The 7,033-nt window shown below is 75.3% G+C and carries 8 protein-coding genes; 3 read left to right on the forward strand and 5 right to left on the reverse strand.

Features of this window, described 5'->3' with window-relative positions; genetic code table 11:
• Positions 1-53: 53 nt before the first annotated feature.
• The 5 genes from GCU60_RS15615 to GCU60_RS15635 are packed head-to-tail and all read right to left on the reverse strand — an operon-like array spanning position 54 to position 3,451.
• On the reverse strand, positions 54-1,109 hold the full coding sequence (locus tag GCU60_RS15615) for an asparaginase (RefSeq protein ID WP_345770631.1): 1,056 nt from the start codon (positions 1,107-1,109) through the stop codon (positions 54-56).
• Entirely contained in the window at positions 1,106-1,666 is a 561-nt protein-coding gene (locus tag GCU60_RS15620) for an aerial mycelium formation protein (protein WP_163206860.1), read from the reverse strand. Before GCU60_RS15620 ends, GCU60_RS15615 begins: the two co-directional genes overlap by 4 nt.
• Positions 1,663-1,881 carry a hypothetical protein gene (locus GCU60_RS15625; RefSeq protein ID WP_163206862.1) on the reverse strand — a complete coding sequence of 73 codons (219 nt, stop codon included), beginning with the start codon at positions 1,879-1,881 and terminating at the stop codon, positions 1,663-1,665. Before GCU60_RS15625 ends, GCU60_RS15620 begins: the two co-directional genes overlap by 4 nt.
• Complete coding sequence (locus GCU60_RS15630) at positions 1,881-2,981, reverse strand: glycine cleavage T C-terminal barrel domain-containing protein (protein WP_163206865.1); 1,101 nt, start codon at positions 2,979-2,981, stop codon at positions 1,881-1,883. Before GCU60_RS15630 ends, GCU60_RS15625 begins: the two co-directional genes overlap by 1 nt.
• A complete protein-coding gene (locus GCU60_RS15635) occupies positions 2,978-3,451 on the reverse strand; it encodes a Fur family transcriptional regulator (protein ID WP_163206867.1) in 474 nt (157 codons plus the stop codon). The genes GCU60_RS15630 and GCU60_RS15635 overlap by 4 nt, the downstream gene beginning before the upstream one ends.
• 38 nt (positions 3,452-3,489) lie before the next feature.
• Here GCU60_RS15635 and GCU60_RS15640 point away from each other — a divergent pair, with 38 nt between their 5' ends.
• The 3 genes from GCU60_RS15640 to GCU60_RS15650 all read left to right on the forward strand — a co-directional run bounded on the left by GCU60_RS15640 (position 3,490) and on the right by GCU60_RS15650 (position 6,963).
• Entirely contained in the window at positions 3,490-4,338 is an 849-nt protein-coding gene (locus GCU60_RS15640; protein ID WP_163206869.1) for an aminotransferase class IV, read from the forward strand.
• 89 nt (positions 4,339-4,427) lie between these two features.
• Complete coding sequence (gene nhaA, locus GCU60_RS15645) at positions 4,428-5,912, forward strand: Na+/H+ antiporter NhaA (protein WP_163206871.1); 1,485 nt, start codon at positions 4,428-4,430, stop codon at positions 5,910-5,912.
• A 316-nt stretch (positions 5,913-6,228) separates the two neighbouring features.
• A complete protein-coding gene (locus GCU60_RS15650) occupies positions 6,229-6,963 on the forward strand; it encodes a hypothetical protein (RefSeq protein ID WP_163206873.1) in 735 nt (244 codons plus the stop codon).
• The last annotated feature ends 70 nt before the right edge of the window (positions 6,964-7,033 follow it).

Genomic DNA, 7,033 nt, shown 5'->3' on the forward strand with positions numbered 1-7,033 from the left:
AGCGGAGCAGTTAGCACAGCGGAGTGAAGACCCTCACAGCCGAAAATGCCCGCTCAGGCGTTTAGGGCCGCCGATTCCACGACCTCGCCGACCACGGCCTCGCCCCCGGAGACCGGCGTCCGCGCCCACGGAGCAAGCACCTCCGCCGGCACCCCGAGCCGTCGCAGCCCGGCGGCGAGGGCAGGCGTGCGCCCGCGGTCCCCGCCGTCGTCCAGCTTGAGCGCCACGGCGCCCGCACCCGGCAGTGCCGCCACGTGCACGCCGTCGGCGCCTCCCTTGACCAGCAGTCCCGGCACCGCGCGCATCAGGTCGGTGTCCTCGCGGCCGCTGCCGGCCACGAACCAGGGGTTGGCCCGCATCGCGTCGGCCACCGCCCGGCCGGGCGAGCCCTCGTCGGCGGCCACCAGAGACAGCACGCCCCGGGCCAGCCCGGTCAGCGACAGCGCGTGCTGGGGCGCGCCGCAGCCGTCGACGACGACCGCGGCCACCGGCTCCCCGGCGGCGTCGGCCAGCCGCGCCTCGATCGCCTGCTGCAGCGGGTGCTCGCGGGCCAGGTAGCCCTCGGTCGGCCAGCCGGCCGCGACGCAGGCCGAGAGCATCGCCGCGTGCTTGCCCGAGCAGTTCATCGCCAGGCGCTCTGGATGCCGGCCGGCGGCCAGCCAGGCCGCCCTCGTCGCCTCGTGCTGGGGCAGCGCCGGCGGGCAGCCGAGATCGGCGGCGGTCAGCCCCACCGCCGTCAGCATCGCCTCGGCCAGCTCGCGGTGGCCGTCCTCGCCGGTGTGCGATCCCGCCCCGATGGCGAGCTCCTCGCCCGAGCGCGGCGACCAGCCCGCCGCCAGCAGCGCCGTCGCCTGGACCGGCTTGTTCGCCGAGCGAGGCAGCACCGGGCGACCGACGTTCCCGGCCGAGAACAGCACGGTCCCGTCGGCGCCGAGCACCACGAGCGAGCCGCGGTGCACCGACTCGAGGAAGCCGGACCGCCGGACCTCGACGAGGACCGGGTTCTCCGGCCAGGAGGAGACAAGCCCGGGGGTCGTGCTGGAACGGCCGCCCTGCAGGGCCCCACCGCGAGCCTGCGAGTGGTGGGGGGCAGGGTGGTCCTTCTTCAGTGCCGGCCCTCGTCGGCCAGCAGCGCGGCGACGTCGGCCTCGCCGTCGCGGTACCGGCGGCCGAGCTCGGCGGCCAGCCCGTCCATGACCTGCTGCACGCCGCGCCGGCGCTCCGACAGCCCCTTCTCCGCCTCCGCCAGCGAACGCGCGGCGGTCTCCAACTTCTTGTCGGAGAGCTCGGAGATCGCCGACAGGTCGGCGCCGGGCGTCAGCGAGTTCACCCAGCTCTCGTACTCCTCCGGGCGGGCCGGCTGGACCGTCTGGTGCCGGCCGAGGCCGTGGGCGGGACCGCGCCCCTTCTCGGCCAGGATCTCGGGCAGCAGGTCCACCAGGGACCGCCCGTCGTCCTCGGCCCGGCGCTGCAGCTCCCGGCGGACGATGTCCAGCCGCCCCTGGAGGAGCCGGCGGGTGTAGGACAGGTTGACCTCCTGCTGCTCCGCGTCGCGGCGCAGCTGCCGCACCTCGGTCATCGACCGCTGCACGGCGCTCTCGAGGAAGGCGGGGTCCAGCAGGGCGTCGACGGGGGCACCGCCGGCGGGGGACGGCTTCGGGCTCACTGGGCGGCCTCCAGGTGCGAGATCCCCGGCACGGTGCGGGCATCGGCGGCGGTCATCGGCGGGCGCTGGGCGGTGCGGGCCGGAGCGGCCGCGCGGGCGGCCGGCCGGATGGCGTCCCGCACCGGCTCGCCCGGAGCGTAGGTCAGCGCACCCCTCCTGCCCACCCGCGGACGGCGCGGCGCGGCCGGGCCAACGGGTCGGGCGGAGGAGCTCACTACCGGATCGTCGCAGACCGGACCGCGCGCACCCGGTCGCGCGCCGCCGCCCGGGTGTCGTCGAGCTCCGCAGGCGTGTCCTCGGGGTCGACGGCGGCGGTGGAACCGGCCACCGCCAGCGCCGTCCCGGGGTCGACCGACTGCTTCACCAGCGCCAGCGCGATCACGCCGAGCTCGTGGTGCCGCACGACGCTGCCCACCCGGCCGACCGTGCGGGTACCGGCGAGAACCGGCTCGCCGGGCGCCGGCAGGTCCTCGCTGATGCCGTCGAGGTGCAGCAGCACGAGCCGCCGCGGCGGGCGGCCCAGGTTGTGCACCCGGGCCACCGTCTCCTGGCCGCGGTAGCAGCCCTTCTCCAGGTGGACGGCGGTGCTGAGCCACTCCAGCTCGTTGGGGATGGTGCGGTGGTCGCTGTCGACGCCGAACCGCGGACGGCGGGCCTCCACCCGCAGGGCCTCGTAGGCCGCGGTCCCGGCCGGTCGCGCGCCCGCGCCCAGCAGCAGGTCGGCCACACCACCGAGGCCGGCGCGCGGCACCACGAGGTCGAACACGGTCGCCGCGCCGTCGCCGATGGCGGGCATCCGGCGGACGAAGCCCTCCGAGAGCGGTGCGACCGCGTACTCGTTCCCGGGGACCGGGAGACCGGCGCCGGCGAGCATCTCGGGCGCCGTGGGGCCCACGAGGGACAGCACGGCCCAGCCCTCGGTGACCAGCTGCGGCTCCACGCGGAGCATGAACCGCATCCGGTCGAGGAAGCCCAGCAGCTCCGAACCGGTGCCGGGTTCGACGTCGGCCCACGTGGTGCCGCCCAGCTCGGCGACGACGAGGTGGTGCTCGACGTGACCGTTCGGGGACAGCACCAGCGCCTCGCTGCCGGCCCCGTCGGCCAGCCGCTCCATGTGCTGGCTGGTGATGCTGTGCAGCCAGGAGAGCCGGTCGGCGCCCGGCACGACCAGGACGTCGCGGTCGCTGCGGTCGACCAGCCCCGCCCCCTCGGCCAGCGTGCGCTGCTCCCGCAGCGGGTCGCCGTAGTGGGCGGCGACCCGGCCGGCCTCCTCCCGCACGGCACCGGGGAGGGACAGCAGGGGTGAGACGGTCACGGTTTCTCCTGGACTGCTCGGTTCCGGCAGGCACGGCACGTGCCCGACAGGGCGACGTGACCCACGTCCACGGTGAAACCCAGATCCGCCGCCAGACGTTCCGCCGCCCTGTCCAGCAGGTCCGGAGCCGCCGAGGCGATCTCGCCGCAGGAGGCGCAGACCACGTGCAGGTGCGGGCGCTCCGCGGCGTGGTAGACCGGCGCGCCCCGCCCCAGGTGGGTGTGCCACACCAGGCCGAGGCTCTCCAGCAGCTCGAGCGTGCGGTAGATCGTCGAGGTGTCCGGCGCGCTGCCCCCGGGCCCAGCCTCCTCGCGCAACCGGGCCCCGATGGCCTCCGGCGTCGCGTGCTCGAGGCCGCTGACGGCGGCCAGCACCCGCGCACGCTGGGGCGTCAGCCGCAGGCCACGGGCGCGCAGCTGCTCGGCGAGCGCGGCGGGGTCCGTGTGTGCTGCGGTGTGCTCCGAACCCATGAGGTGAGCCTATGCCGGGGGTGCGGCAGGCTGGGGCGGTGACGGAGCAGCGCAGGGTGGCGGTGTGGCGGGACGGCGCGGCGGTGGCCGTGCCCGCCGAGCAGCCGGTGGTGACGGCGTTCGACCAGGGCCTGGGCCGCGGTGACGGCGTCTTCGAGTCCGTTGCCGTCGTCGACGAGGGCACGCCGCACCTCGACGACCACCTGGCGCGGCTCGACCGTTCGGCGTCCCTGCTCGCCCTTCCCTCTCCCGGGGATGCCGCGTGGCGGCAACTGGTGGCGGCGGTCCTGACCGACTGGCCGGCCGGGCTCGAGGGCGTCTGCCGCCTCTTCCTCACCCGTGGGCTGGGCACGGGGACGCCGCCGACTGCGCTGGCGCTGCTGGCACCCGTCCCCGCCGACACCCTGCGGCAGCGCACCGAGGGCATCTCGGTGATCAGCCTCGGGCTCGGGATCCCGGCCGGGTTCCGCGCGGACGCCCCGTGGCTGCTCGGTGGCGCCAAGACGCTCTCCTACGCGGTGAACATGGCCGCCCAGCGGTACGCGCACGACCGCGGCGCCGACGACGTCGTCCTCACCAGCCTGGAGGGCCAGGTGCTGGAGGGGCCGACGTCCACCGTGGTCTGGGCGGCGGCCGGGACGCTGCACACGCCGCCCGTCGGGACCGGCATCCTGGCCGGCACCACCCAGGCGCGGCTCTTCGCCCGCGCCGAGGCAGACGGGTGGCCGACGGCGGTCACCGCCGGCACGGTCGAGGACCTGCACGGTGCCGACGCGGTCTGGCTGCTCTCGGGCGTGCGGGGCGCGGCCACCGTGCACACGCTCGACGGGGTGCGCCGGGGCGACGCGGATCTCTCCCGGCGGGTCAGGGAACTCCTCGCCCGGTAGCGTTGACCGCAGGAGAGCCGGGAAGTCTGGTCGGCGACGTGCCCGTCGAGGGCACGGCCCCAGTCGACCCCTGCCCCAGGAGCTGCCCCATGACGTCCACCGCACCCACCCGCCTCTTCGGGCGCGGGTCCTGGACCGAGGCCAGCCGCGTCGCCGGGGTCCTGCGCAAGGAGACCGTCGGGGGCGTCCTCCTGCTCATCGGCGCGGCGGTCGCCCTCGTCTGGGCCAACTCGCCCTGGTCCGAGGCCTACGAGACCCTGCGCGACACCCGCATCGGGCCGGCCTCGCTGCACCTCGACCTCTCGCTGGGCACGTGGGCCGCCGACGGGCTGCTGGCGATCTTCTTCTTCGTCGCCGGGCTGGAGCTCAAGCGCGAGTTCGTGGCCGGCGACCTCCGCGAGCCCCGCCGCGCGGCGCTGCCGATCGCCGCCGCTGTCGGCGGGATGGCGGTGCCCGCCCTCTTCTTCGTGCTGTTCAACCTGGGCGGACCGGAGGGAGCGCTGCGGGGCTGGGCGATCCCCTCGGCCACCGACATCGCCTTCGCCCTCGCCGTGCTCGCGGTGATCAGCACCCACCTGCCCAGCGCGCTGCGCACGTTCCTGCTGACCCTCGCCGTGGTCGACGACCTGCTGGCGATCGTGGTCATCGCGATCTTCTACACCGACGAGCTGGTCGTCCCGGCGCTGCTGCTCTCCCTGCTGCCGCTGGCGGTCTTCGGCTTCCTCGTGCAGAAGCGGATCCGCTCGTGGTGGCTGCTGCTGCCGCTGGCCCTCATCACCTGGGTCCTCATGCACGAGTCGGGCGTGCACGCCACGGTCGCCGGCGTCCTGCTGGCGTTCACCGTGCCGGTGGTCCGCAGCGACGCCGCCGGCGGGCCGGACGCGGGCCCCGGCCTCGCCGAGCACTTCGAGCACCGCATCCGCCCGCTGTCGGCCGGGTTCGCCGTCCCGGTGTTCGCCTTCTTCTCCGCGGGCGTGGCCGTCGGTGGGCTGTCCGGCCTGGGCGAGTCGCTCGGCGACAGCATCGCCATCGGCATCATGGTCGGGCTCGTGGCCGGCAAGGCGATCGGCATCACCGGCGCCACGTGGCTGGTCTCCCGCTTCACCCGGGCGCAGCTCGACGAGAACCTCGGCTGGCCCGACGTCATCGGCCTGGCACTGCTCGGCGGGATGGGGTTCACCGTCTCGCTGCTGATCACCGAGCTGGCCTACGGCGCGGGGAGCGAGAGCTACGAGCACGCCAAGGTCGGCATCCTGTTCGGGACGCTGCTGGCGGCCATCTTCGCCGCGGTGCTCCTGCGCCTGCGCAACCGGCGCTACAAGGCGATGTACGCCGCCGAGCAGAGCGACGTCGACAGCGACGGCGTGCCCGACGCCTGGGACCCCGTCGACGACCGCCTCGTGCCGGGCCCCGACGGGCACGTCCCGCCGCCGCCCGGCTACGGCAGCTCCGGCGACCCGGACCAGGCGCCCGCGCCCGGCTACGAGACCGTCGACGACAGGGCCGACCACGACCGGGACCACCCGGCCGGACCGCCTCCCGGCCGCTCGGCCAGGCCGTTCGCCGACGGCTGAACAATCGGCTTGCAGGGCCCGCTTTCCCGGTCGTACCGTCATGGCACACGAGAGAGGAGGTGGTCCGTAACTTGCTGAGCTACAGGACTCGTGAGGTGGCTGTCCGCTAGCCGCCGTCCAGATGGGCCGCCCGCTCGGACGCACGTCCGAGCGACGGCAGATCGCCCGTCCGTCGTACGGCGGCGAGCGAGAACCGGACAGTCACCCGACCCCCGGGCCGCCGACCGTTGTCCAGTCGGCCCGCGAGCCGCTCCCCCGTCGAGGGGCAGGGCGCCGCGGAGCAGCCCGGGGGTTGTCCGTTCTCCAGGGAGGTCCAGTGCAGCTCGGCGGCCTGCCGATCGAGTTGGACGTGACCGTGGGGTCCTGGATCGCCGACGCCGTCGGCCGCGCGCACTGGAGCACCGTGGGGTCGCTCGTGCCCGCCGACTTCCCGGCGTTCGCCCGCGTGCTGCACCCGGCCTACCGGTACGACGGTGACGACGACGTCGAGATCGGCTGGGGCGACGTCGCCGCCCTCAACGGCACCACCGCCCACCCGCGGATGCAGTGGCCGGCGGTCACCGGCGGGTGGGAGTACCTGACCGAGGACAGCCAGCCGCCCACCTGGGACGGCACCCCGGCGGAGGGCCACCTCCCCTGCACGCTGGCCGCGCGCATGGCCGCCGTCCTGGCCCGGCACACGACGACCCCGGACCGGTGCTGGCTGGGCCGGTGGGTGGGCTTCGGCTACGACACCGCCGAGCTGCGCGAGGTGCCTCGGCTGCCGCTCCCCCGCGCCCGGGACGTCGTGCTCGTGCAGGGCAGCGCGGACGACGCCGTGCGCAACCTCGCGCCCGAACCCTCCGAGCAGAGCGCCAACCTCTGGTGGCCCGCCGATCGCGCCTGGGTGGTGGCCACCGACATCGACCTGATGAGCACCTACGTGGCCGGCAGCGAGGCCTGCATCGCCGACCTGCTGGCCACTCCCGGGCTGGAGGTCGTGCCGGCCTCGCCCGACGACCGGGTCGGCCACGCGGACGACCCGGTCAACCCGGCCCCGGACCGGGGCTAGGGCATGTCTCTTAAGTGCGTAGCCAGGTGATGATCGCGGCCAGGACGGCAGCAGCTCGGTAGACGATGGC

This window comes from Blastococcus saxobsidens, assembly GCF_010682065.1.
Taxonomy (GTDB): Bacteria; Actinomycetota; Actinomycetes; order Mycobacteriales; family Geodermatophilaceae; genus Blastococcus; species Blastococcus saxobsidens_B.

Bases quoted from the DNA above. Each gene is read 5' to 3' on its own strand.
- GCU60_RS15635 (WP_163206867.1), bottom strand. From the start codon at position 3,451: ATGGGTTCGGAGCACACCGCAGCACACACGGACCCCGCCGCGCTCGCC.
- nhaA (WP_163206871.1), top strand. From the start codon at position 4,428: ATGACGTCCACCGCACCCACCCGCCTCTTCGGGCGCGGGTCCTGGACC.